General features: G+C 70.9%; 23 protein-coding genes. 19 read left to right on the top strand and 4 right to left on the bottom strand.

From position 1 onward, the window contains the following. Window positions 1-31 precede the first annotated feature (31 nt). Entirely contained in the window at window positions 32-577 is a 546-nt protein-coding gene (locus tag DB32_RS15980) for an NADH-quinone oxidoreductase subunit NuoE family protein (protein WP_075097531.1), read from the bottom strand. A gap of 338 nt (window positions 578-915) precedes the next feature. On the opposite strand from DB32_RS15980, the gene DB32_RS15975 reads away from it, so the two are divergent. The 12 genes from DB32_RS15975 to DB32_RS15920 all read left to right on the top strand — a co-directional run bounded on the left by DB32_RS15975 (window position 916) and on the right by DB32_RS15920 (window position 11,205). Further along, window positions 916-2,286 carry a zinc-ribbon domain-containing protein gene (locus tag DB32_RS15975; protein WP_169791460.1) on the top strand — a complete coding sequence of 457 codons (1,371 nt, stop codon included), beginning with the start codon at window positions 916-918 and terminating at the stop codon, window positions 2,284-2,286. A 133-nt stretch (window positions 2,287-2,419) separates the two neighbouring features. Further along, window positions 2,420-2,758, top strand: a complete 339-nt coding sequence (locus DB32_RS15970) for a hypothetical protein (RefSeq protein WP_157069083.1) — start codon at window positions 2,420-2,422, stop codon at window positions 2,756-2,758. A gap of 108 nt (window positions 2,759-2,866) precedes the next feature. After that, window positions 2,867-3,472 carry a hypothetical protein gene (locus DB32_RS15965; RefSeq protein WP_053233328.1) on the top strand — a complete coding sequence of 202 codons (606 nt, stop codon included), beginning with the start codon at window positions 2,867-2,869 and terminating at the stop codon, window positions 3,470-3,472. Beyond that, window positions 3,469-4,134 carry a hypothetical protein gene (locus DB32_RS15960; protein ID WP_053233327.1) on the top strand — a complete coding sequence of 222 codons (666 nt, stop codon included), beginning with the start codon at window positions 3,469-3,471 and terminating at the stop codon, window positions 4,132-4,134. The genes DB32_RS15965 and DB32_RS15960 overlap by 4 nt, the downstream gene beginning before the upstream one ends. Further along, window positions 4,131-4,820, top strand: coding sequence for a hypothetical protein (locus tag DB32_RS15955; protein WP_053233326.1), 690 nt, complete (start codon window positions 4,131-4,133; stop codon window positions 4,818-4,820). The genes DB32_RS15960 and DB32_RS15955 overlap by 4 nt, the downstream gene beginning before the upstream one ends. Further along, window positions 4,817-5,515, top strand: coding sequence for a response regulator transcription factor (locus DB32_RS15950; protein ID WP_053233325.1), 699 nt, complete (start codon window positions 4,817-4,819; stop codon window positions 5,513-5,515). The genes DB32_RS15955 and DB32_RS15950 overlap by 4 nt, the downstream gene beginning before the upstream one ends. A 65-nt stretch (window positions 5,516-5,580) precedes the next feature. Next, entirely contained in the window at window positions 5,581-7,059 is a 1,479-nt protein-coding gene (locus DB32_RS15945) for a sensor histidine kinase (RefSeq protein WP_240481209.1), read from the top strand. Next, a complete protein-coding gene (locus DB32_RS46750) occupies window positions 7,056-7,295 on the top strand; it encodes a hypothetical protein (protein ID WP_157069082.1) in 240 nt (79 codons plus the stop codon). The genes DB32_RS15945 and DB32_RS46750 overlap by 4 nt, the downstream gene beginning before the upstream one ends. Window positions 7,296-7,380: 85 nt before the next feature. Continuing rightward, window positions 7,381-8,316, top strand: a complete 936-nt coding sequence (locus DB32_RS15935; RefSeq protein WP_053233322.1) for a DnaJ C-terminal domain-containing protein — start codon at window positions 7,381-7,383, stop codon at window positions 8,314-8,316. Window positions 8,317-8,373: 57 nt separating this feature from the next. Further along, the gene (locus tag DB32_RS15930; RefSeq protein ID WP_053233321.1) at window positions 8,374-8,883 is read left to right on the top strand and encodes a M23 family metallopeptidase; all 510 of its coding nucleotides are present in this window, start codon (window positions 8,374-8,376) and stop codon (window positions 8,881-8,883) included. Between the two features lie 58 nt (window positions 8,884-8,941). Next, window positions 8,942-10,324 carry a vWA domain-containing protein gene (locus tag DB32_RS15925; RefSeq protein ID WP_053233320.1) on the top strand — a complete coding sequence of 461 codons (1,383 nt, stop codon included), beginning with the start codon at window positions 8,942-8,944 and terminating at the stop codon, window positions 10,322-10,324. Then, complete coding sequence (locus tag DB32_RS15920; protein WP_240481208.1) at window positions 10,321-11,205, top strand: aldo/keto reductase; 885 nt, start codon at window positions 10,321-10,323, stop codon at window positions 11,203-11,205. The genes DB32_RS15925 and DB32_RS15920 overlap by 4 nt, the downstream gene beginning before the upstream one ends. On the opposite strand, the gene DB32_RS15915 is transcribed toward DB32_RS15920, so the two are convergent. Next, a complete protein-coding gene (locus DB32_RS15915) occupies window positions 11,184-12,077 on the bottom strand; it encodes an alpha/beta hydrolase (RefSeq protein WP_053233319.1) in 894 nt (297 codons plus the stop codon). The two genes, DB32_RS15920 and DB32_RS15915, sit on opposite strands and share 22 nt — an antisense overlap. A gap of 138 nt (window positions 12,078-12,215) precedes the next feature. On the opposite strand from DB32_RS15915, the gene DB32_RS15910 reads away from it, so the two are divergent. The 3 genes from DB32_RS15910 to DB32_RS15900 all read left to right on the top strand — a co-directional run bounded on the left by DB32_RS15910 (window position 12,216) and on the right by DB32_RS15900 (window position 15,335). Then, the gene (locus tag DB32_RS15910; protein ID WP_053233318.1) at window positions 12,216-13,499 is read left to right on the top strand and encodes a serine/threonine-protein kinase; all 1,284 of its coding nucleotides are present in this window, start codon (window positions 12,216-12,218) and stop codon (window positions 13,497-13,499) included. Between the two features lie 356 nt (window positions 13,500-13,855). Next, entirely contained in the window at window positions 13,856-14,845 is a 990-nt protein-coding gene (locus DB32_RS15905) for a sigma-70 family RNA polymerase sigma factor (protein WP_075097529.1), read from the top strand. A gap of 73 nt (window positions 14,846-14,918) precedes the next feature. Next, window positions 14,919-15,335, top strand: coding sequence for a VOC family protein (locus DB32_RS15900; RefSeq protein ID WP_053233317.1), 417 nt, complete (start codon window positions 14,919-14,921; stop codon window positions 15,333-15,335). 6 nt (window positions 15,336-15,341) lie between these two features. Here DB32_RS15900 and DB32_RS15895 read toward each other — a convergent pair whose 3' ends face one another. Further along, entirely contained in the window at window positions 15,342-16,091 is a 750-nt protein-coding gene (locus tag DB32_RS15895; protein ID WP_053233316.1) for a class I SAM-dependent methyltransferase, read from the bottom strand. 74 nt (window positions 16,092-16,165) lie between these two features. Between DB32_RS15895 and DB32_RS15890 the strand changes: the two genes are divergently transcribed. Both DB32_RS15890 and DB32_RS15885 read left to right on the top strand, forming a co-directional pair. After that, complete coding sequence (locus tag DB32_RS15890) at window positions 16,166-16,933, top strand: AAC(3) family N-acetyltransferase (RefSeq protein ID WP_053233315.1); 768 nt, start codon at window positions 16,166-16,168, stop codon at window positions 16,931-16,933. A gap of 842 nt (window positions 16,934-17,775) precedes the next feature. Continuing rightward, on the top strand, window positions 17,776-18,531 hold the full coding sequence (locus DB32_RS15885) for a DUF5131 family protein (protein WP_053233314.1): 756 nt from the start codon (window positions 17,776-17,778) through the stop codon (window positions 18,529-18,531). Here DB32_RS15885 and DB32_RS15880 read toward each other — a convergent pair. Beyond that, entirely contained in the window at window positions 18,518-19,693 is a 1,176-nt protein-coding gene (locus DB32_RS15880; RefSeq protein ID WP_157069081.1) for a three-Cys-motif partner protein TcmP, read from the bottom strand. The two genes, DB32_RS15885 and DB32_RS15880, sit on opposite strands and share 14 nt — an antisense overlap. Before the next feature lie 122 nt (window positions 19,694-19,815). Here DB32_RS15880 and DB32_RS15875 point away from each other — a divergent pair, with 122 nt between their 5' ends. Next, complete coding sequence (locus DB32_RS15875; protein WP_053233312.1) at window positions 19,816-20,400, top strand: 3'-5' exonuclease; 585 nt, start codon at window positions 19,816-19,818, stop codon at window positions 20,398-20,400. Window positions 20,401-20,461: 61 nt separating this feature from the next. Further along, on the top strand, window positions 20,462-21,757 hold the full coding sequence (locus DB32_RS15870) for a hypothetical protein (RefSeq protein ID WP_157069080.1): 1,296 nt from the start codon (window positions 20,462-20,464) through the stop codon (window positions 21,755-21,757). The last annotated feature ends 23 nt before the right edge of the window (window positions 21,758-21,780 follow it).

Below are 21,780 nucleotides of genomic sequence, written 5' to 3'. Positions count from 1 at the left end.
GCCGGTCGCGTAGAGGAAGAGCGAGGGAGGTTCAGCTGCCGCTGGTCGTCGCGGCGGCGGCGTTCGGGTACCAGGCGGTCTCTTCCTGGGTGGGCGTCTCGCCTCGCGCGATGCGATCGAGCAGCGCGTCGAGCTTCTCGACGGTCAGGTTCTCGAAGAACTGATCGTCGATCTGCACCATCGGGCCGTAGCCGCAGGCCGCGAGGCACTCCGCCTTCTTCAGCGTGAACGTGCCGTCCGCGCTGGTCTCGCCCGCGTGGCAGCCGAGGCGATGCTCCAGGTGCTCCTGGATCGTCTTCGCGCCCATCAGCTCGCAGGAGAGCGTCCTGCAGACCCAGACGGTGTGCTTCCCGGGCGGATGCTGCGCGTACATCGTGTAGAACGTGACGACGCCTTGCACCTCGCTCGCGGCCATTCCGAGCCGCGTCGCGACGTAGGCGACCACGTCGGGGCTCACCCAGCCGACCTGGCGCTGGCAGAGGTGGAGCACCGGGATGCACGCGGCCTGCTTCGTCGGGTACCGCGCGATCAGCTCGTCGACGATCTTCTCGTGCTCTGCGGAGAGGGTGAACGCCATCGTGCTCCGTGCCCGGCCACTCGCCTCGGTGAGTGAGGCTGCTTCTAGGAAACGCATGCCCTCCGCCGCGAGGTCGCGCGGCTCCTCGGAGCTCGCGCTCGCTCGCGAGAGGCGCGCTCGCACAAATGCGCGAGAGGGGCCTTCGGGCGGGCGGACGCTAGGCCGCTCCAATGAGGCTGTCAAGCGAGGACGCCCGCGCGCGAGAACAGGCTTCCCATCGGTGTCGACGTGCGTGTAGTCTTCGGCGCGATCGAGGCCCGGAGCGCTGTCGAGGGACCTTCGATCCAGCGAGGGGGACGCTTCTCAGTCATGAAGCATTGGTCCTCCTGGAGGCGCAAGTGACCGTCTTCTGTCCCAACTGCGGAAAACCGAACACCGACACGGCGACCCAGTGCGTCGCGTGCGGCACCGGCCTGAAGCCCAAGGCAGCCGGCTCGAAGTTCAAGGGCACGATGATGATGACGGGCGTGACGCCGCCGAAGCCGGGTGCTCCGGCCGCCGGTGGCGCGCCGCCGGGACCGCCGCCGCAGGGCGCGCCGCCGGGACCGCCGCCGCCGCAGGGCGCACCGCCCGCCGAGGCCGGGGGACAGAAGCAGAACCTCGCGTTCCAGGCGACCATGCTGGGCCCGATGACGCCGCCGCCGGGCGCGCCTCCGGGGGCGCCGCCTCCGGGTGGTGGATTCGGCGCGCCGCCCCCGAGCGCGGGTGGTGGCTTCGGGGCGCCGCCGCCGAGCGCGGGCGGTGGCTTCGGCGCGCCGCCTCCGGGCGGTGGCTTCGGTGCGCCTCCGGGCGGTGGGCCGGGCACGCCGCCGCCGGGCGGTGGGTTCGGGGCGCCGCCGCCGAGCGGTGGCTTCGGCGCGCAGCCGCCGAGCGGTGGCTTCGGTGCGCCGCCTCCGGGTGGCTTCGGCGCGCCCCCGCCGAGTGACGCGTCCGGCGGGTTCGGGGCGCCGCCGCCGAGCAGCAACGCGCCGGGCGGCTTCGGTGCGCCGCCTCCGGGTGGTGGCTTCGGCGCGCCTCCGGGCGGTGGTCCGGGCACCCCGCCGCCGGGTGGTGGCTTCGGCGCACCGCCTCCGGGTGGTGGCTTCGGCGCGCCTCCGGGCGGTGGTCCGGGCACCCCGCCGCCGGGTGGTGGCTTCGGTGCACCGCCGCCGGGTGGAGGCTTCGGCGCGCCTCCGGGCGGTCCGCCGCCGGGTGGCTTCGGCGCGCCTCCGGGCGGTCCGCCGCCGGGCGGTGGCTTCGGTGCGCCGCCTCCGGGCGCGCCCCCGGGTGGCTTCGGTGGAGGCCCGCCGGGTGGTCCTCAGCCCCCGATGGGCGGGGCGCCCGCGGCGCCCGGTGGCCCCGCGAAGAGCAACACCGGCAAGTACGTCGCGATCGGCTGCGGCGTGCTCTTCATGTTCTGCTGCGTGTCGAGCATCGTCTACAACGTCGTCTGCGGCGGCATGGCCGCGATGGCGCCGACGCCGGTGGTCGCGCCCGACGGCACGACCGTTCCCGCCGACCCCGGTGCGGGCGGCGGCGGCAGCGTCTGCGGCCGCGCGGCCGAGTGCTGCAACGCCTATCTCTCGGCGATGGGCACGCCCGGCGTCGTCGACTGCGGCATGTACAACAGCATGCCGGCGGGCGCGGAGACGGGCTGCCAGTCGGCGATCGACGGCTGGCGTGCCGGCCTGCAGGCGCTCGGCCGCGAGGTCCCGGCCGCCTGCCAGTGATCGCGTTCTCGTGCGATCGATGTGACCGACGCCCGACCCGCTCGCACGAGCTGGTCGGGCGTTCGTCTCGGTGCCGTTCCCGTGGGCAGCAGCAATCATGTGGAGCATCGAGTTCGACCCGTCGACGCGGTTGATGACGCTTCGACTGGTGCACCAGGTGACGGCCCCGCAGATGCGGGCGCTCTCGCGCGCGCATTCGTCGGCGCTCGCCGCGACGGGCGGTGAGCCGTTCAAGGTGCTCGGCGATCTCCGCGGGCTCACCCCGCTCGACATCGAGTCCGCGTCGCTCTTCACCGAGCTGCGGCGCGCGGCGGCGTCGCTGCCCGGGTTCCTGCGGCGCGCGGTGCTGACCGACTCGCCGACGGTCGCGATGCAGCAGCGTCGCTCGGTGTACGAGGAGGCGGGCTCGCGCGAGCGCGAGCTGATCACGCTCGACGAGGGCGAGGCCCGCGCCTTCCTCGCGCGCGACTGAGCCGCCGCCACGATTTCGCCATCTTCTCTCCTCGCGATCTCGAAGCGCCCTCCCCGCTCGCTCCTCGGCCGCGCGCGACCTTGCTCGCATGACGGCGAGGAGGTCGCGGTGACGAGCACGACGGGGGACTTCGCGGCGGTCGATCCGCGAACGAACGAGCAGGGAGCGCACGCCGCGATCGACCGCGCGGACGTGATCGAGATCGCGCGACGCGGCGCGGTCGGGCTCGCGCTCGCGTCGATCGCGGGGCTCGCGATGGGCGCGCGCGAAGGTGTGCTCTCGATGGCAGTGCACGCGGCGGGGATCCCGCTCGCGCTCCTCGCGGTGGTCGCGCTGGGTGTGCCGAGCCTGTTCGTGCTGCTCGCGCTCGCCGATGCGCCGCTCGATCCACGCTCGACCGCGGCGGCCGCCGCGCGCGGCATCGGCGCGAGCGGGCTGGTGCTCGCAGGTCTGGCGCCCGCGATCGCGCTCTTCGTCGTGACGAGCGAGAGCACCGATGCCGCCGCGCTCACCACGCGCGCCGGGCTCGCGCTCGCCGGCGTCGTCGGGCTCGGACACGTGCTGCGCGAGATCGTGCGCGCGCTGGGCGACGCCGATCTCCGCACGCGCGCGATCGCGATCGGAGGGCTCGCCGGGTTCGCGGTGTTCGCGACCGCGCTCGCGACGCGGGTCTGGGGCGCGCTGCTCCCCGTGCTCCTCGGAGGTGCATCGTGAGCGAGCTGCAGCTCATCCTGCGTCGTCCCGCCGAGGCCGCGCGTCGCGCGACCGAGGGCGAGTCGTTGCGCGCGCTGGTCGCGACGTCGCTCGCCGCGATCGTGTGCGGTGCGGCGGCGTTCGGAGGCGTCGTCGGCTCGTTCCGCGGCGGGCTGCAGATCGCGTACGCGGCGCTGAAGCTCCCACTCGCGCTCTGCGCGACGCTCGCCATCGGAGTGCCTGCGTTCCACGCGATCGGTGTCGCGCTCGGACAGCGCTGGACGTTCCGGAGCGTGGTCGCGCTCAGCCTCGCGTCGGCGGCGCGCGGTGCGCTGGTGCTCTTCGCGCTCGCGCCCGCGCTCTGGCTCGCGATCGATCGCGGGCTCGCCTACCACGCGACCGCGCTCGCCGCGACGCTCGCGTTCGCGCTCTCGGGCATCGCCGCGCTCGCCGTGTTGCTGCGCGGGCTCGGCGGTAGCGGGCTCGCACAGCTCGCGAGCGCCGTCGCGATCGCGAGCGTGTTCTTGCTCGTCTCGGGTCAGACGAGCTGGATCCTCCGGCCGTGGCTGGTGCGGCCGCGCACCGAGGACGTGCCGTTCGTGCGGGCGCGCGAAGGCAGCTTCGCCGACGCGCTCGCGCGCTCGGGCCTCTCCGCGACCGGTCGCTACGACGAGGCGCGATGAGCCCGCTCCAGCTCCTCGCGCTGTATCTCGTGGTCGGCGCGATCGCAGCGACGGTGGTCGCGCGTCGCCAGCAGGGCGCGCTGCCGATGCGGCTCGCCTCCGCGCTCGTCGCGTGGGCATTGTGGCCGCTCTGGGCGCCGATCGCGCTGGCGCCGCCGGAGCGCGACACCACGCGCGCTCCGCTCGCGCGACGTCTGCACGCGGTGCTCGACGAGGCGCTGGTCGCGGCCGAGGGCACCGCGCTCGCACCGCTGCTCTCGCGCGACGCTGCCACGCGCATCCGCGCCGACATCGACCGCGCGATGGCGCGCATCGCTCGGCTCGACGACGCGCTCGCGCGACCCGGGTTCGATCTCCGAGCAGCCGAGTCGCGCCTCCTCGAGCTCGAGCGCAGCGGCGCGACGTCGCGCGCGATGGCGACCGCGCGCCTCCACCGCGACGGAGTCGCGCGCCTCGTGCACGCGCGCGACCAGGACCATCGCGCGCTCGTCGAGCTCGAGGGCGCGCTCGAGGCCCTGCGCAGTCAGATCGTGCTCGCGCACGTCGCGGGCGCGGCCCCCGACGAGGTCGTCTCGGAGCTCTGGGCGCGTGTCGAAGGGCTCGGCGCCGCGCTCGACGTCACCGAGGAAGGCCCGAGCGCGTCCGTGGTAGATCGAGAGCGGACCGAAGCGGAGGCGCGCGCTTGAGCCGTCACATCCTGGTCGTCGACGACGAGGCACGCATCCGCGAGGTCGTGCAGTACGCGCTCGCGCGCGAGGGCCATCGCGTCACCGTCGCGGGCGACGGCAAGAGCGCGCGCGAGGCGTTCGGTCGCGGCGACGTCGAGCTCGTCGTGCTCGACGTGATGCTCCCCGACGTCGACGGCCTCACGCTCTGTCGCGAGATCCGCGCCGCGTCGCGCGTGCCGATCCTGTTCCTCTCGGCGCGCAGCGACGAGATCGATCGCGTGCTCGGGCTCGAGCTCGGCGGCGACGACTACCTCACGAAGCCGTTCTCGCCGCGCGAGCTCGTCGCGCGCGTGAAGGCGGTGCTGCGCCGCATCGAAGGGCCCGCCGAGAGCACGCCCGCTCCGACCCCGAAGGGCACGCGCCTGCGCCACGGCGCGATCACGATCGATCTCGAGCGCCACGAGGTGCGCTACGGCAGCGAGCTCGTCGCGCTCACGCCGACCGAGCTGGGCATGCTCGCCGCGCTGATCGAGCGCCCCGGCATCGTGCTGTCGCGCGGACAGCTCATGAAGCGCGCGTACGCGTACGACAACCTCGTCACCGAGCGCACGATCGACACCCACGTGCGGCGCATCCGCGCGAAGTTCCGCGCGCTCGGCGGCGACCCGATCGCGACGGTGCACGGCGTCGGCTACAAGGCCGCGGGAGCCTGACGATCCGCGGGCCGCTCACGCTCACGAGGCGCATCTCCGGCGGCATCCTCGCGCGGCTGCTCCTCGTGAACGTGCTCGTGCTGCTCGTGCCGTGGGCGGGGCTCGAGTTCGCGCGCATCCACGAGCGCCAGCTCCTCCTCTCGCTCGAGCGCGACATGCGCAACCAGGCGGTGCTCGCGAGAGAGATCGCCGAGGACGCGATCGCCTCGGGTCGCGAGCTCGAGTCGCCGCGCGTGATGCGCATCCTCGTCGACGCGGCGCGCACCACACGCACGCGCGTCCGCGTGCTCGACGAGCGCGCCGTCGTCCGCATCGACTCGCACGCGTGGGGCCCGCCCGAAGGGCCCGAGCCGCTGCCGCCCACCGTCGTACCGCAGGAGATCTACGATCTCTCGAACGACATCCGTCGATCGAGCGCGCGCGTCGCGCGATGGAGCGACGAGGGAGATCGCTGGCCGCTGGTCGCCGATCGCCGCGAGGTGCGCGAGGCGCTCGCGGGACGACCCTCCGCGTACACGCGCCTGCGCGCCGAGCATCCGTCGGTGATCCTCTTCGTGACGGAGCCCATCCGTCATCGCGGCAGTGTCACCGGCGCGATCTACGTCACGCGATCCACGCAGCCGGTGCTCGAGGAGCTCTACAAGATCCGCGCGGGGCTCACCGTCGTGATGGGCGTCGCGGTGTTCCTCACCGCGCTGCTCACGCTCGTGCTCGCGTGGTCGATCTCGCGCCCGCTCACGCGCCTCGCGCGCGCCGCGCGTCGCATCGCCGCGGGAGAGCGCGACGTCGTCGTGCCGGTCGGCGGCAGCGGCGAGATCCGCGATCTCTCGCACGCGTTCGCGACGATGACCGCGGAGCTCGATCGGCGCCTCCGCTACATCTCGGAGTTCGCGGCCGACGTCGCGCACGAGTTCAAGTCCCCGCTCACCTCGATCCGCGGCGCGGCGGAGCTGCTCGGCGAAGGCGCGTCGGACGATCCCGAGACGCGCGAGCGCTTCCTGCGGAACATCCAGCTCGACGCGGATCGCCTCGATCGTCTCGTCTCGCGACTGCTGGAGCTCTCGCGCATCGAGGCCTCACGCGAGCCGATGGGCGATGTCGATCTCGCTGCGCTGATCACGCGCGTCGTCGAGCGCACGCAGAGCCCAGATCCACGCGTCGAGGTGCACGCGCCCGCGACGCTCCCGCCACTCCGCGGCCGCGAGAACGATCTCGAGCGCGCGCTGCTCAACCTCGTCGAGAACGCGATCCGCTTCTCCCCGCCGGGACGGCCGGTGTCGATCACGATCGAGCTCGCGCGCGACGCGATCCACCTCGCGGTGCGCGATCACGGGTCAGGCGTCGCGCCCGAGCACCGCGCGCGCATCTTCGAGCGCTTCTTCACGACCGACGCGGAGCGCAACGGCACCGGCCTCGGGCTCTCGATCGTGAAGAGCGTCGCCGAAGCGCACGGCGGGCGTGTGCGGCTCGACGAGCACACCACGCCCGGCGCGCGCTTCGTGATCACGCTCCCGCTCGGAGCGCGTGGTAGCGTGCGCGCGTGAGGATCGCGATCGCCCTCGTGCTCGCCGCGCTCGCCTCGTGCGGGAGCTCGAGCGCCCCGCCGCCTTCGTCGTCGTCGTCGTCCGGTCCGAGCCCCGCCGCGCAGCCCGCGCCCTCTTCGCAAGCGCCGTCCGCACCGACGCCGACACCGATCGTGCGTGACGTCGCGCCCGACGAGCCCGAGGGTCCGATGGCGGACCCTCCGCCGGTCGAGCCGCCCACGATCGGGCCCTCGTGATGCTGCGCGGGCGCGAGCACAGTCCGCCCCTTGTGTCCGTTGGTGTCGTGGACACCTTTGGCCGACAGGGCGGAGAAAGCAGCCTGTGAGCTACAAGGACTACTACGAGGCGCTCGGTGTCTCGCGTTCCACGACGCAAGACGAGCTTCAGAAGGCGTACAAGAAGCTCGCGCGCCAGTACCACCCGGACGTCAACAAAGAGCCGGGCGCCGAGGACCGCTTCAAGTCGATCAACGAGGCGTACGACGTCCTCAAGGATCCCGAGAAGCGCAGCCTCTACGACAAGTACGGGCCCGCGTGGAAGGCGATCTCCGAAGGCCGCCAGCCCCCGCCCGGCACCGAGAACGTGCGCTTCGACTTCGGCGACCTCGGCGGCTTCGGAGGTCAGGGCTTCGATCCGAACGATCTCGGCTCGATCTTCGAGCAGTTCTTCGGCGGACAGGTCGAGGGCATGCGCGGCGCGCGCCGTCGCCCGCGTGGGCCGCGCCGCGGTGACGATCGCGAGACCGTGCTGGAGATCGGTGTGTCGGACGCGTTCGCGGGGGGCGCGCGCGACCTCGGCATCCGCGATCCCGAGACGGGTCAGACCCAGCGCCTCACCGTCCGCATCCCGGGCGGTGTGCGCACCGGACAGCGGATCCGCCTCGCGGGCAAGGGCGGTCAGGGCAGCCCGGGCGCGCCGCCCGGCGATCTCTTCCTCGAGGTGAAGGTCGTCCCCGACGCGCGTTATCGCCTCGAGGGCGACGACCTCCACGTGACGCTCCCGATCACGCCGTGGGAAGCCGCGCTCGGCGCGACGGTGCCCCTCGTGACGCTCGACGGCGAGGTCCGCTTGAAGGTGCCGCCGGGCACGTCGTCGGGCCGGAACATCCGCCTTCGCGAGAAGGGCTATCCCCGCAAGGAAGGTGCGCGCGGCGACCTCTACGCGACGGTGCAGATCGTCGTGCCGGAGTCGCTCACGCCGCGCGAGAAGGAGCTCTTCGAGGAGCTCCAGAAAGCGAGCCAGTTCCGTGCGCGATGACGCGAAATCTCCTCGTCCTCGACGCGGTCTCGCGCGCGCCGCGCGCAACGATCGCGCATGCGGAAACGACTCGGACGCGCGCTCGCGGCGCTCGTTCTCTGCGCCTGGCTCGTCGCCCTCGGCGCCTACTTCCTCGACCCCGTCCCGCTCGGCTCGCCGGTCCGCGGAGCCCGCGCGTTCCACTCGACGTTCGGCGCGCCGCGCTCCGGCGGGCGACGCCACCAGGGCGTCGACGTCTTCGCCGCGCGCGGGACTCCGGTCGTCGCGGCGCACGACGGGCTCGTCGTCCACGTAGGCACGTACTCGCTGGGCGGTCGCGTGGTGCACACGCTCGGACGCCGCGGCGTGCTCTGTTACTACGCGCACCTCGACGCGTGGGCGCCCGGTCTCGCGGTCGGCCAGTGGGTGCGCGAGGGCGACGTGCTCGGCACGGTGGGCAACACCGGCAACGCACGCACGACGCCGCCGCACCTGCACTTCGAGGCGCGACCGCTCGCGCTCGGTCTCGCGGCAGTCGATCCGGTGACGCTCCTGCCGGCGCGTCGATTCACCGCTTCGCAACGATAGACCTTCGCGCGCGCTCGCCCGTCGCACGCCCTCCACGGATCACGGAGGAGGGCTCGGGATGACGACGAGGACGCTCGGATCACTGTTCGTCGCGTGCGCGCTGATCGCATGCGGGGGTGCGCAGCACGGTGGGGATCGCGAGGACCCGGAGGCGATCGTGCTCGAAGGCGCGCTCGGCAACACGTTCGTGCCCGCCGCGCAGTCGAGCGAGATCGTCGCGCGCCTGCGCGTCGGCACGGTCACGCCCGAGGGCCTGCATCGCCCGCCGATCAACCTCGCGCTCGTGGTCGACACGTCGGGCTCGATGGAGGGCCGACCGATCGACGACGCGCGCGCCGCCACCGCCGCGCTGCTCGACGCGATGCACGACGGTGATCGCCTCGCGGTCGTCGCGTTCCACTCGTCGACCGAGATCGTGCTGCCGTCGACGCAGATCGATCGCGGCCGCATCGAGGAGCTGCGGGAGCAGGTCTCGGCGCTGCGCGCGACCGGCACCACCGACCTCGGCGGCGGCATGCGCGCCGGGCTCGAGGAGGTGATGCGCCACTACGATCCGCAGGGCATCAACCGCGTCGTCCTGCTCAGCGACGGCGTGCCCAACGACCCGACGACCATCGAGCCGCTCGCGCAGGCCGCTGGCGAGCGCGGCATCGCGATCACCGCGCTCGGTCTGGGCACCGAGTACGACGAGACGCTGCTCGCCGCGATCGCGCAGCGAAGCGGAGGGCGGTTCCACTTCGTCGAGGAGTCGAGCGCGGTCGCGCGCGTCTTCCAGGACGAGGTGCTCCGCATGCGACACGTCCTCGCGCGCAACCTCTCGATCGAGATCCGCCCCGGCCCGGGCGTGCGCGTCGAGAGCGTCGTCGGTCAGCCCCAGGTCGGCATGGACGGCTCGGTGCGCGTCGCGCTCGGCGACGTCGCGGAGGGCGAGACGCGCGACGTGATCGTGCGGCTCCGCGCGGAGGGTCGTCGCACGGGCGCGATGGTCGAGCTGATGGACGCGGTGCTCACGTTCGACGATGCGGTCGCGGAGGCCGGCCGTCTCGAGCGTCGTCTCTTCCTCGGTGCGCGCGCGACCGCGGACGAGGCGGATCTCGCGCGTGGTCGCGACGAGTCGGTCGAGCGCGACGCAGCGCGCATGATGGCGGCCGCGGTGACGGTCGAGGCGATCCGTCTCGCGCGCGGTGGCGAGCTCGACGAGGCGCGCGTCATCCTCGCGCAGGCCGCGCTGCGCGCCGAGGCCGAGGCGCAGAGCAGCGGCGATGCATCGCTCGCCGAGCAGGCGCAGGGCATGCGCAGCGTCGAGATGTACCTGCCCAGCGTCGCAGCGACCGCGCCGAGCGCCGCACCTCCGCCCCCCGAGGCCGCGTCCGACGAGGCGCCGCGCGCGATCCGCGCCGAGCACGAGCGCGCGGTGCGCGTGCTACAAGGCCCGCTGTGATCGCACGGCGCGCGCTCGGTCGCACCGGCCTCGATGTCTCGATCGTCGGCCTCGGTGCAGGTCGCATCGGAGACCCATCGCAGGACGCGCGCGAGGTCGAGCGCCTCCTGCACGGCGCGCTCGATGGCGGCGTCACGCTGATCGACACCGCGCGCTCGTACGGGCTCTCCGAGGAGCGCATCGGGCGATTCCTCGCGACGCGACGCGACGCCTTCGTGCTCTCGACGAAGGTCGGCTACGACGTCGACGGAGTGCCCGACTGGACCGGCGAGTGCGTGCGCCGCGGCATCGAGAACGCGCTCGGTCGTCTGCGCACCGATCGCATCGAGCTCGTGTTCCTCCACTCGTGCCCGCGCGACGTGCTCGAGCGACGCGACGTGATCGACGCGCTCCACGACGCGAAGCGCGCGGGGAAGATCCGCTGCGCGGGCTACTCCGGCGAGAACGAAGAGCTCGCGTGGGCGATCGACTCGGGCGCCTTCGACGTCGTGCAGCACAGCGTCAGCGTCGCGGACCAGCGCGTGCTCGACGACGCGCTGCCGCGCGCCGCGGAGCGCGGCATCGGCGTGCTCGCGAAGCGCCCGCTCGCGAACGCCGCGTTCGCGCTCGAGCATCGCCCCGACGCGCCCGACACCGCGACGTACTTCGATCGCTTGCGCGCGATGTCGATCGATCCGCGCGCCCTGCCCTGGCCCGAGCTCGCGCTGCGCTTCAGCGCGTTCGCGCCCGGTGTCTCGAGCGCGATCGTCGGCACCGCGAGGCTCGAGAACCTCGTGCGCTCGCTCGATGCCGCGTCACGCGGTCCGCTCGATCCCGATCACGTCCGCGCGATCCGCGACGCGTTCCGCGCGCGCGACGATCACTGGCGCGGCGTGATCTGAGCGCGCTCGAGCTGTCCCGCGCCGAGCTGCACGCGCAGCGCTTCTTCGATCACCGGTCCCCACGCGTCCCAGCCGTGCTCGCCGGGGAACACGTGCGCGACGTGAGGCACGCCGTGCGCCTCGAGATGCGCGCGCAGCGCTTCGCCCCCGTCGCGCACGACGTCGCGATCGGACTCCCCCCACGCGATCATCAACCGCGTGCGACCGAGCGCGTCGGGCGTGCGCCACTGCACGAACGGGTCGTCGCGCTCCACGCGCGAGCGCGGCTCGGGCGGCCCGAACACGTGCAGCGTCGGCACGAACGTGCTCACGAGCCGATCGTTCGTGAACGCGATGCGCCGCTCGGTGTCCATCGAGGGCCCGCTGATCGACGTGACGCTCGCGAACGCGCCCGGTCGATGGAGCGCGATGCGGATCGCGCCTTCCGCCCCCATCGACACGCCCATCAGATGACAGCCCTCGGGGCACGCCTGCGTGTGATGACGTCGCGCGACCCGCGGGAGCACCTCGTCGATCGCCCAGTCCTCGTAGCTGCGCGATCCGTCGTACCAGTTCGCCCAGAACCCGAGGTCGCCCTGCGGGATCGCGATGACGGCGCGCGGGATCGATCCATCGCGCATGCCCCGATCGAGCCGCTGCGAGACGCCGTGTCGATCGAAGCAGTCGGGCCCGTCGCCGCCGCCGTGGAGGAAGAGCACGAGCGGCAGGCGCTCGTCCTGCGTGAAGTCGGGCGGCACGTAGACCGCGTACTCCGCGTAGGTGTCGCGCAGCGCGCTGCTTCGAACCGTCGTGTGCTCGAGCCGCTGCGGGAACGACGCACAGCCCGCGATCGACACGAGCGCGAGAGAGACGAGCACGAAGCACCGGCGCATCCCGCGATTCTGGAGATGGTCGCGCGCTCAGATCCAGCGCCGAGCGAATGCTGCACCGTTTAACCGTTAATTCAGGGGCCTACGTCGTGGATTCGCGCCCGGAGGGAGGGCAGAGTCGGGCGCGCTCGAGGGATCCCCATGCGACAGCAAGCACCGCGCAACGTTCAGCAAGACGATCTGAGAGAGGTCCTCGCGGAGATCGATCGCGTCACGCACGACGACCCGCGCGTCGGCGAGGTCGTCGGGGATCGCTACCGCATCGTGCGTCTGCTCGCCGAGGGCGGCATGGGGCGCGTCTACGTCGCCGAGCACGTCGAGATCGGCATGCCGGTCGCGGTGAAGCTGCTCCCGGTCGCCACCGACGACGAGAAGGCGATCAAGCGCTTCCGCCGCGAGGCGGTGGCGGCCGCGCAGATCCGCAGCCCGCACGTCGTGCAGGTGTTCGACTTCGGTCGCACGCGCGACGGGTCGTTCTATCTCGTGATGGAGCTGCTCCACGGGCGCGATCTCGCGACGACGATGGAGCAGGACGGTCTGCCCGAGCCGGAGCGCGCGGTGGACATGCTGCGGCAGATCGCGCGCGCGCTCGATCAGGCGCACGCGCACGGCATCGTGCATCGCGACCTCAAGCCCGAGAACGTCTTCGTCGTCGACGGCTCCTGCTACGCCGACTACGTGAAGGTGCTCGACTTCGGCGTCGCGAAGAGCGTGCTGCGCGGCGCGGGCTCGCTCACCGACGTCGGCACGGTGCTCGGAACGCCGGCGTACATGGCGCCCGAGCAGGCGATGGGCGACGTCGATCGCATCGGGCCCGCGTGCGATCGCTACGCGCTCGGCGCGCTCGCGCTCGAGGTCCTGACCGGCGCGACGCCCTATCCCTACGAGAGCGCGGCGCGCACGCTGCGCGCGCTCGCGGACGAGCCGCCGCGCCTGCCGAGCGATCTCGGCGTGCGCGCGCCGGGCCTCGACGCGGTGTTCGCGCGCGCGCTCGCGCACGATCCGCGCGATCGCTTCATCAGCGCGTCGGGCTTCGTCGAGGCGCTCGCGAAGGTGATCGGCGATGCGCCCGAGGGCGTGCTCGCGACCGGCGGTGGGCGTCGTAGCTCGATGATCCGCGCGCTCTCGCCGCGCCGTCGCGCGCCCAGCGAGAACGTGACGATCGTCGGCACGCCGAGCGCGCCCGAGATGCCCGCGGTGCCGATGCCGGAGTACGCGGTCATCCAGGCCGCGGAGCCCGCGGCCGAGCCGGAGCTCGGGCTCGACGCCCAGCCGCCGCCGGCGCCCGTCGTGCCGTCGCCGATGCTCGCGGCGCACGAGGACGGACCGGCGCGCGCCGCGATGTTCGCGGTGCTGATCGCGATCGCGATCGTGTTCTTCGTCGGCGGGCTCGCGTTCGGCGCGCTGCTCTCGCTGCCGGACTGAATCGGGTCGCCCGCCGTTCCCGACCGTCCGCGCGATTCGCGCGCTCCCGTCCGGGACCACTCCGGCAAAGAAATCGCGGGGGAGCGGCGCGAGCCCCCCAGCCCATCCAGCGCCGCCCCCCGCGACGCGCCGCGTCAGCACGGATCGGGCCGCGCCGAGACGCACCGGGAGCCCGCAATTCTGTGCGTGGGAACACCCACTGGCGGAGCTCCCTGAGGAGACCTTCCCCGGTCGTGACAGCTCGGCGCGCGCCGTTCGCGAACATCCACGCCGATGGAGCCCGTGGTCGGGAAGCGCCGACCGGCGACTCACCACCGCGTCGTTCGCTCGGCGTCGGACCTGGTATATCGCCCGCGATGACCGAGCCCTCGACGCCGAAGACGCACCCGGCCGACGCCCTGGTGATGGTCCGCTCGTTCGAGCAGCACCGCACCGCGCTGACCGGGCACTGCTACCGCATGCTCGCGTCGGCCGCCGAGGCCGACGACGCCGTCCAGGAGACGATGGTGCGCGCGTGGCGCGCGATCGATCGCTTCGAGGGTCGCTCGTCGCTGCGCACGTGGCTCTATCGCATCGCGACGCGCGTGTGCCTCGACATGCTCGAGGATCGCGCGCGTCGCTCGCGCTCGATGGATCTCGGGCCGCCCGCGTCGCTCGACGCGCCGCTCACCGCGCTGCCCGCGTCGCAGTGGGTCGAGCCGATCGCGGATGCGCGCGCGCTCCCGACCGACGTCGATCCCGCGCAGCTCGTCGCGCTGCGGCAGAGCATCCGCCTCGCGTTCGTCGCCGCGCTGCAGCACCTGCCGCCGAAGCAGCGCGCGGTGCTTTTGCTCATGGAGGTGCTCGGCTGGCAGGCGTCCGACGTCGCCGAGAGCCTCGAGACGACGGTCGCCGCGGTGAACAGCGCGCTGCAGCGGGCGCGCGCGACGCTCGCGACGCGCGACCTCGAGACCGCGCGAGCGCCGCTCACGGACGCACAGTCCTCGCTCGTCGATCGCTTCGTCGAAGCGTTCGAGCGCTACGACATGGACGCGCTGACGCAGCTGCTCCACGCGGACGTCGCGATGTCGATGCCGCCGCACTCGCTGTGGATCGAAGGGCCCGCGAACGTCGCGGCCTGGATGGTCGGTCGCGGCGCGGCGTGCGCGCGCTCGCGCCTCGTGCCGGTCGAGGTCTGCGGCTCGCCCGCGTTCGCGCAGTACAAGCCGAGCGAGGACGGCACGCGCTTCACGCCGTGGGCGCTCCTCGTGCTCGAGCTCGAGGGCGAGCGCATCGCGGAGATGACGTTCTTCCTCGACGTCGAGACGCTCTTCCCGCGGCTCGGGCTACCGGCCGAGCTGCGCTGATTTTTTTGCGCGCGGCCGATGAGTCTCGCGCGGCCGAGCTGTCCAATCTACGAACCTCGAAAGGAAGGCAACCATGGCTGGCAACTCGCGCATGCTCTTCGTGAACCTCTCGGTCCGTGATCTCCCGCGCTCGATGCAGTTCTTCTCGAAGCTCGGCTTCGAGTTCAACAAGCAGTTCACCGACGAGACCGCGGCCTGCATGGTCGTCAGCGAGCAGGCGTTCGTGATGCTGCTCACCGAGAGCAAGTTCTCGCAGTTCACGAAGAACGCGATCTGCGACACGTCGAAGGCCAGCGAGGGGCTCTTCGCGCTCTCGTGCACCAGCCGCGAAGAGGTCGATCAGATCGTCGAGAAGGCGGTCGCCGCGGGCGGCCGCCACGCGATGACCAAGATGGACATGGGCTTCATGTACGGCTGGAGCTTCTACGACGTCGACGGGCACCACTGGGAGGTCATGTGGATGGACCCCGCCGCGATCCAGCCGCAGTGACGCGCGTCAGGGGCGCAGACAGACGAAGCACTCGTCGAACGCGCCCTCGTTCGTGTCCGATTCGGAGTCGAGCGGCCGCGCGAACGTCGCGACCCGATAGCCGGCGCGCTCCAGCACGCGTCGCCACGTCGCCTGCGCGAACAGGCCCTCGACGTGGCGATCGTGCACGGCGCGCACCTCGTTCGTCGACGTGTCGCGCAGCACGAACGCGTACTCGGTGACGAAGGTGTCGTCGGAGGGATCGGGATCCCACGTCCACTCGATGCCGCGCATCGAGCGAGCGCCGAGGTCCTCCGACAGCAGCTCCGTGTGATCGCGGAACGTCTCGCGGTACACGTCGGGCGCGAACACCGCGACGCCGCCCGGCGCCGTGTGCACGAACGCGGTGCGCACGGCCGCGGCGAGGTCGGCCTCGCTCGTCATGTACATGATCGCGTCGTGCACGAGCACCGCGTCGAAGACGCGATCGAGGCGCAGCGTGCGCATGTCGCCGAGCACGTGCTCGCACTCCGGGTTGAGCTCGCGGCTGAGTGCGAGCATCGGCGCGGAGACGTCGCTCAGCGTGCAGCGGAAGCGACGCTTCATGTGCACGGCGTTGTTTCCCGCGCCCGCGCCGAGCTCGAGCGCGGTCTCGAGCGGGCGTCGCGCGGCGCGCTCGATCGCGTCGACGAAGCTCGCGACCTCGGGCGCGTGATCGGCGGGTGGATCGATCAGGCGGTACCAGGGCACGAGCTCGTCGTAGAGGCGCGGCTGCATGGAGACGCATACGCGCGCGATGCGCGTCGCGTTACCGAGTAACGTCGTGACGTCCTCGAGCGAACGGGACGGCGATGAAGCGCGAGCAAGTCCTGACGCAGCTCCGTGCGCTCGGCGTGCGCGAGGGCGGCGTGCTGCTGGTCCACACGTCGTTCCGCGCGGTGCGTCCGATCGAGGGCGGACCGCGCGGACTGATCGCCGCGCTGCGCGATGCGATCGGCCGCGCGGGCACGCTCGTGATGCCCACGATGACCGACGGCGAGAGCGTGTTCGATCCCACGTCGACGCCGACGCTCGACATGGGCATCGTGGCGGAGACCTTCTGGCGCGAGCCGGGCGTCGTGCGGAGCACGCACCCGGGTGCGTCGTTCGCCGCCGAAGGACCACAGGCGCACGCGATCTGTGCCCCGCAGCCGCTCTCGCCGCCGCACGGCGTCGACAGCCCGGTGGGTCGCGTGCACGAGCTCGGCGGGCAGGTGCTGCTGCTCGGCGTCGAGCACAGCGAGAGCACGACGCTGCACCTCGCGGAGTCGATCGCGCGTGTGCCGTACTCGGTCGAGCACCCGTGCGTCGTCGAGCTCGACGGAGCGGCGACGACCGTGATGATCCCCGAGAGCGATCACTGTTGCATCGGCTTCCGGAAGATGGATGCGTGGCTGCGCGCGCGCGATCTGCAGCGCGAAGGACCCGTCGGAAGCGCGCACGCGCGGCTGTGCGATGCGCGCGACGTCGTGCGCATCGCGCTCGAGCGGCTCGCGAGCGACCCGCTCACGTTCCTGTGCGGCGCGGGCGCGCGCTGCGAGGAGTGCGACCGAGCGCGCGCGAGCATCGCCGCGGAGTGAGCGCGGCGTGATGCTCGCGCGCCATGCGAACGAGCATCACGTCCGTGTACGAGCGGGAGATGAGCGTCCAGCGCCTCGACTGTCGCGACGGAGCGCCTGCAGCGCACGGTTCGTTGAGAGAGCGCCTGCGGTCGCGCGGAACGACCTCGATCGTCTCACGCTGCGTGTCAGACGACTTCAGTCGTGCCGCGGCCTCGCAGAATCGTTCGAGGACGATCGCGATCGCCGTCCCCTGGATTTGAAATCCAGGATCGATGACTTCGATCGTCCCGCGACGGCTCAGAATCGCCCGGGGACACGATCCCGATCGTCGAGCCTGGATTTCAAATCCAGGGTCGGCCGACTTCGGTCGCCCTTCGAGGCGCTGACGGCGGGATCGGGCGATCGCGGTGGTGCCAGCGCGATTTCAGCGTCGTGCACGACGATCCGGCGGGGACGCGGCACGCGCTGAGCTGAAAAGCGAACGGCCCCGGTTCCATCGAGGAACCGAGGCCGCTTGCTACGCCCTTTGTGACGACCGCCTACGATTCGGCGGTCTCTCGGGCGATTGTGTCTGGAGGCGCCGGGAGTCGAAGAGAGGCGCGCGTCGCGGCGTGAGCCGATGCAGCCCGATTCTACGCGGATCGGCAATCTCTCTACTCGGAGGGCCGCCCGCGCGAATCAGGGCGGATCGGAGCCCGTTTCGCAGGCCGTTACGACCGTCACAGATCCAGACGAGCCCGGGTCCGTGACGCGGAAGCCGTGAGCACTGGTGCGCCACTGCTGAACCGATGTACAGTACAACCGGCGCCCCGTGGTGCGGTCGCTGCGTGACGCTAGTAGGCTCCGCCCGGAGGCGCTGCATGAGCACGATCTCGTCGATCGAATGGACCGAGTCCACCTGGAACCCGGTGCGCGGATGCAGCCGCGTCTCTCCTGGGTGCGAGCGCTGTTACGCCGAGCGGATGGCACATCGTTTCAGCGCGCCCGGTGGAGCGTACGAAGGACTCACCCGCCTCAGTCGCAAGGGTCCGCAGTGGACGGGGACCGTGAAGCTCGTGCGCGAGGCGCTCGACGAGCCGCTGCACTGGCGACGGCCGCGCCTCGTGTTCGTGAACTCAATGTCTGACCTGTTCCACGAGAGCGTGCCGCTCGACTTCATCCGCGAGGTGTTCGCCACGATGGAGCGAGCACACTGGCACACGTTCCAGGTGCTCACGAAGCGGTCGGAACGACTCGCTGAGCTCGCTGGCCGGCTCCCGTGGCCGTCGAACGTTTGGATGGGCGTGAGCGTGGAGTCGCAGCGGTACCTGCCGCGGATCGAGCATCTCGTGAGCGTTCCGGCGAAGGTGCGCTTCTTGTCCCTCGAGCCTCTACTTGAAGGCCTGCCCGATCTGGACGTCGCTGGGATCCAGTGGGTGATCGTCGGCGGCGAATCCGGCCCTGCGGCACGCCATCTCGAGCCCGAGTGGGTTCGAGAGATCCACGCCAAGTGTCAGCGTGCCGCGGTCCCGTTCTTCTTCAAGCAATGGGGCGGGGTGCGAAAGAAGTCCGCTGGTCGATCGCTGGACGGACGGACCTATGACGAGATGCCGCCGATAAGGGCTACGGCAGCCTGACCCAGTAGTTCTCGCCCAGGGTGATCCTGCCGTGGCGCTTCGGCCGGTTGGGCTTCGGCGTGCGCCCGTCTTTGTCGAGGACCACGATCTTCCGCTCGCTCTCGAGTTCCAGCAGAGCGTTGCGATACGCGGGTCTCGCCAGACGGTTGTCCGGCCGCTCGGGCAGGTCGTTGTAGAAATACGAGACGATCTGCGGGCCGGTCTTCAGTTCCTCGAGAACGCTCCGCTTGATGCTGTCCCACTGCGGCGTGAACAGCATCCTCATGCCGGACTGCACGAACTCGAGTCCGCCCTTGCCCTCCGCCGTCTGGCCGACGTTCCACATCACGTCCTTCATGATCGCGAAGCCGCGACGGTGCTGCGCCGCGTGGATGAGGTAGTGGCTCGTCGCCCTACGACCTTCGAACTCAATGCGGAACGGGACCACGTACTTCGCCGGCGTCTCGGACGTCAGCAGCGACTCGTAGTAGGCGATGACGGCCTCTTCGCGCTTCTCGGGAACGTCAAGCGCTGCGAACTGCTCGGAGAGTTGCTTCGCGCGGACCTCGGAACCGAGCAGCATCGTCAGAGTCCGCATCTTGATGTGGTCGGCTGCTCCCAGCAGGCGACGGACACCATCGATGTTGAAGAAGATGAAGAACTCGGACTGTCGCTGCGCCTTAAGAATCCGCTCGATCACTTTGAAATCGACACCATCAACGCCACACGGATCCACGAAAATGAAGGCGGGCGCGATCGTATGGTCCGGCTTGGCTTCAATCTCGTCGAGCATCGTGGTCATCGTCTCTGCGAACGTGCCGTTCGAGTGCTGCGGCTCTCTGATATGCGGGTGGCCTGCGTAGAAACGCGCGAGTTCCTGCGTCAGGTCGTTGTAGTTGGCCTTGTTTTTCTCGATGAAGATCGTCGAGACCTTCGCCGCGAGATCGCGGTGTGACGCGATCCGCTCGAGCGCCCGCAACGGCGATCCGGGCGACACGGTTCCGTCTCCGTTGTCGTATGTGCCCCGGCCTGCGAAACCGTCGACATACACGAGGTTCTTCGGCGCCTCGCCGACCGCGCTGTTCTTCACGATGTTGAAGAACGCGAAGATGTACTTCTCGAGGATCGAGTGCTTTGCAGCTGTTTGGGGTCGGTAGTCCTCGAAGTGCGTTCGGTCGTTCATGGTCCCTCCCAACGGAAGGATCCGCAGGGAGCAAACACGGGGCAAGGAAGTCGAGCGTTCTTCACCCCGAGGGGTGCTTCGCTGCCTCGTCAGTCGACCCGACCCGGAGACGTCGGGACCGCATGAGCAAGCTGCTCCGACCCCTCGCGATCCTCGACACCGAGACGACCGGGCTCGATCACACCCGCAACGAGATCATCGACGTCGCCGTGCTGCGCGTCGACCCGGTCACCCTGACGGTGGAACGCGAGTACGCGGCGCGCGTGCGCCCCGCACACCCGGAGCGGCTCACCCCCGACGCGCACGCGGTGAACGGCTTCGATGCGGCGCGCTGGGACGGCGCGATCGGGATCGGCGCCGCGATGCACGACGTCCACGAGCTCACGCGCGGGTGCGTGCTCGCGGGGCACAACATCGATTTCGATCTCGGGTTCGTGAACGGCGCGTGCCGGCGCGCCGCGCTCGGCGATCTCGAGGTCCACCACCACCGCGTGGACACGGGCACGCTCGCGTGGCCACTGCTGCAGGCTGGCGCTGTCGAGTCACTGCGTCTCGACGCGATCTGCGCGCACCTCGGGATTGAGATCGCGGGCGCTCACACGGCGCGCGGCGACGTGCACCGCACGCTCGCAGTGCTGCGCGCCTTGCTTCAGCGTTTCGCGGGCTGGCGTCCGCCGCTCACGTTGGTCCATGGCGCTCGAGCGTGAGCGCGTGGTATCCGCGGTCTCGACACCACGGTCTGCGGCGAAATACAGTGTCGGCTGAACGATGACGAACGAATACACACTGTCTCGGGTCAGCGTTCCAGAAGAGAAGCTCCGTAAGGAGCTCTCCGACGCGAATGCGCGCCTCAAGCGGATGGGACTGGACGAGTTGTCCTTCGCTGAGGCTGCGCTTGAGGCGGAAGTTGATGCCCCCGAGCTGGTCGCCGTGCTCTCCGACTCCACGGTGATGATCAGTGTGCCGAGGGCTGACGAGATCCTCCTTGAAGCGCAGGACGTGCAATGGTTCGTGTCCGCCGCGTCAGGGAAGTGGCTGGATCGCAAGATCCTCCGCGGCGAGGCCGTCTCTTTCGTGTTCGTCGAACCTCAGGATGGCGCGGCGATCACTTTCATGGCCGAAGCGCCGGGAATCGTTTCTGCGAAGGGCTATTTCGAGTCGAAGTGCGATGTTGACGGACGCACTTTCAAGTGCAGCGTCATGGTCGGAGCAACGCCGGTCGCGCTCGCGATCGCTACGGCACACGACTACGACAAGTACTTCCCACCGTATCACTCCGGCGAGACCTACGTTCGCGTCGATCATCCGCCGAATGCGACGGACTCACAGCTTGATGCCGTAGTGAACGCATACCTGTTTGAGCTGGCCTCGTCGTGCGGGATGGATTTCGTGCCAGCGGCGCGTCCGGCGCCGGCCGAATGGGGAGCGGAGGACGGCTTCGACGCGATCATCGAGCGCGGCGAGAGACTCCGCCCCATTCTCACGGGTCCAGGCATCCCCGACCTCACGTCGCTGTTCGTCCAGGCGCTCGGAGCCGTCGATCCGAGTCAGCGAGTAGTCGGATTCGCTAAGGTCATCGAGTACGTCGCAGTCACGGTCGTGCGTCTGGAGGGATTTCAACAGATCCGCTCCAAGCTCATGAGTCCGCACGCCCTCGCTCCCGACGCGAAGTTCATGTCGGAGCTAAAGTCGGTCGTCGAGCGACAGCGCGAATACGGGGAGGATCGTCGGGCGCTCGAGTTGACGATTCGCACATGCTGCGACGCTGCCGATCTCCGCCGCGTCGCGCCGCCGTTCTGCACCCTGCTCCACAAACTGAGTGACGAAAAGCTTTCGAGTGACGCCGAGAAGGCGCTGTCGGACTTCGCAGAACGGCTTAGCGCAACTCGCAATCAGCTCTCGCACGCGAAGGCCAACTACACGACCCGCGGCACCGAGTGTCCGGCTGCGGATCTCGACGCGTTCGCCAGCTTGGTGCGAGCCGCCGCGCAACAGTGCGTCCGGTGGTACGCGCTCTCGGACCCTTCTCTTCGTGCGTCTCGGCAGGGCGGCATCGCCGGTTGACGGCGGTCGGTACGAGGCAACGC

This window comes from Sandaracinus amylolyticus (genome assembly GCF_000737325.1).
Lineage (GTDB): Bacteria > Myxococcota_A > Polyangia > Polyangiales > Sandaracinaceae > Sandaracinus > Sandaracinus amylolyticus.
The sequence above is the reverse complement of the archived record's forward strand: the minus strand, read 5'-3'. Positions and strand labels throughout refer to the sequence as shown.

Coding starts and splice junctions, on each gene's coding strand:
- DB32_RS15980 (WP_075097531.1), bottom strand. CDS start 577: ATGGCGTTCACCCTCTCCGCAGAGCACGAGAAGATCGTCGACGAGCTG.
- DB32_RS15970 (WP_157069083.1), top strand. CDS start 2,420: ATGACGCTTCGACTGGTGCACCAGGTGACGGCCCCGCAGATGCGGGCG.
- DB32_RS15955 (WP_053233326.1), top strand. CDS start 4,131: ATGAGCCCGCTCCAGCTCCTCGCGCTGTATCTCGTGGTCGGCGCGATC.
- DB32_RS15930 (WP_053233321.1), top strand. CDS start 8,374: ATGCGGAAACGACTCGGACGCGCGCTCGCGGCGCTCGTTCTCTGCGCC.
- DB32_RS15925 (WP_053233320.1), top strand. CDS start 8,942: ATGACGACGAGGACGCTCGGATCACTGTTCGTCGCGTGCGCGCTGATC.
- DB32_RS15915 (WP_053233319.1), bottom strand. CDS start 12,077: ATGCGCCGGTGCTTCGTGCTCGTCTCTCTCGCGCTCGTGTCGATCGCG.
- DB32_RS15910 (WP_053233318.1), top strand. CDS start 12,216: ATGCGACAGCAAGCACCGCGCAACGTTCAGCAAGACGATCTGAGAGAG.
- DB32_RS15905 (WP_075097529.1), top strand. CDS start 13,856: ATGACCGAGCCCTCGACGCCGAAGACGCACCCGGCCGACGCCCTGGTG.
- DB32_RS15900 (WP_053233317.1), top strand. CDS start 14,919: ATGGCTGGCAACTCGCGCATGCTCTTCGTGAACCTCTCGGTCCGTGAT.
- DB32_RS15895 (WP_053233316.1), bottom strand. CDS start 16,091: ATGCAGCCGCGCCTCTACGACGAGCTCGTGCCCTGGTACCGCCTGATC.
- DB32_RS15890 (WP_053233315.1), top strand. CDS start 16,166: ATGAAGCGCGAGCAAGTCCTGACGCAGCTCCGTGCGCTCGGCGTGCGC.
- DB32_RS15885 (WP_053233314.1), top strand. CDS start 17,776: ATGAGCACGATCTCGTCGATCGAATGGACCGAGTCCACCTGGAACCCG.
- DB32_RS15880 (WP_157069081.1), bottom strand. CDS start 19,693: ATGAACGACCGAACGCACTTCGAGGACTACCGACCCCAAACAGCTGCA.
- DB32_RS15875 (WP_053233312.1), top strand. CDS start 19,816: ATGAGCAAGCTGCTCCGACCCCTCGCGATCCTCGACACCGAGACGACC.
- DB32_RS15870 (WP_157069080.1), top strand. CDS start 20,462: ATGACGAACGAATACACACTGTCTCGGGTCAGCGTTCCAGAAGAGAAG.